The organism is Streptomyces sp. HSW2009, from assembly GCF_040240285.1.
GTDB lineage: Bacteria > Actinomycetota > Actinomycetes > Streptomycetales > Streptomycetaceae > Streptomyces.
The window spans coordinates 1-427 of record NZ_JBEHZD010001164.1 but is presented as its reverse complement, the minus strand read 5'-3'; the positions used below and the strand labels follow the sequence as shown (position 1 = coordinate 427).

The 427-nt window shown below is 81.7% G+C and carries 1 pseudogene; it reads left to right on the top strand.

Going from position 1 to position 427, the window contains the following annotated elements:
• Window positions 1–427: pseudogene (locus tag AAHZ94_RS35045) on the top strand (hypothetical protein); the annotation flags it as partial.

Sequence of the window (427 nt, the reverse complement as noted above, 5' to 3'; positions counted from 1 at the left end):
CCACCACCCCCGCAGCCGAAGCGCCCGCACACCTCCGGCAGCCGTCGCCCGCCCACCCGGGCCCGGCCGTGCACGAGCCCGACACCCACCCGGCCCCGGCCGCGTACGCATCCGAGCGCACCGCCGTCGCCACCACCCGCACCGCACCACCGGCCATCACGGCAGGCGGCGCCCCGGGCAGCACGGCCGGCGTCACCCACGCCGGGCCCGACGGGCCGCCGCCCCCGACCACGCCCACCGGCCGTTACGCATCCGGCCCGCTCGACCCCTTCGACCCACCCGGCGCCCTCGACACCCTGGACCCTGCTCACCACCCCGGCGCCGAAGCCGCCGGCCCCGGGCCCTGCGGGGTGGGGGGGGCCGGCGCGTTTAAAAAAAAACCCCCCCCCCCCCCCGCCGCCCGCCGGGGGGGGGGGGGGGGGGGGGG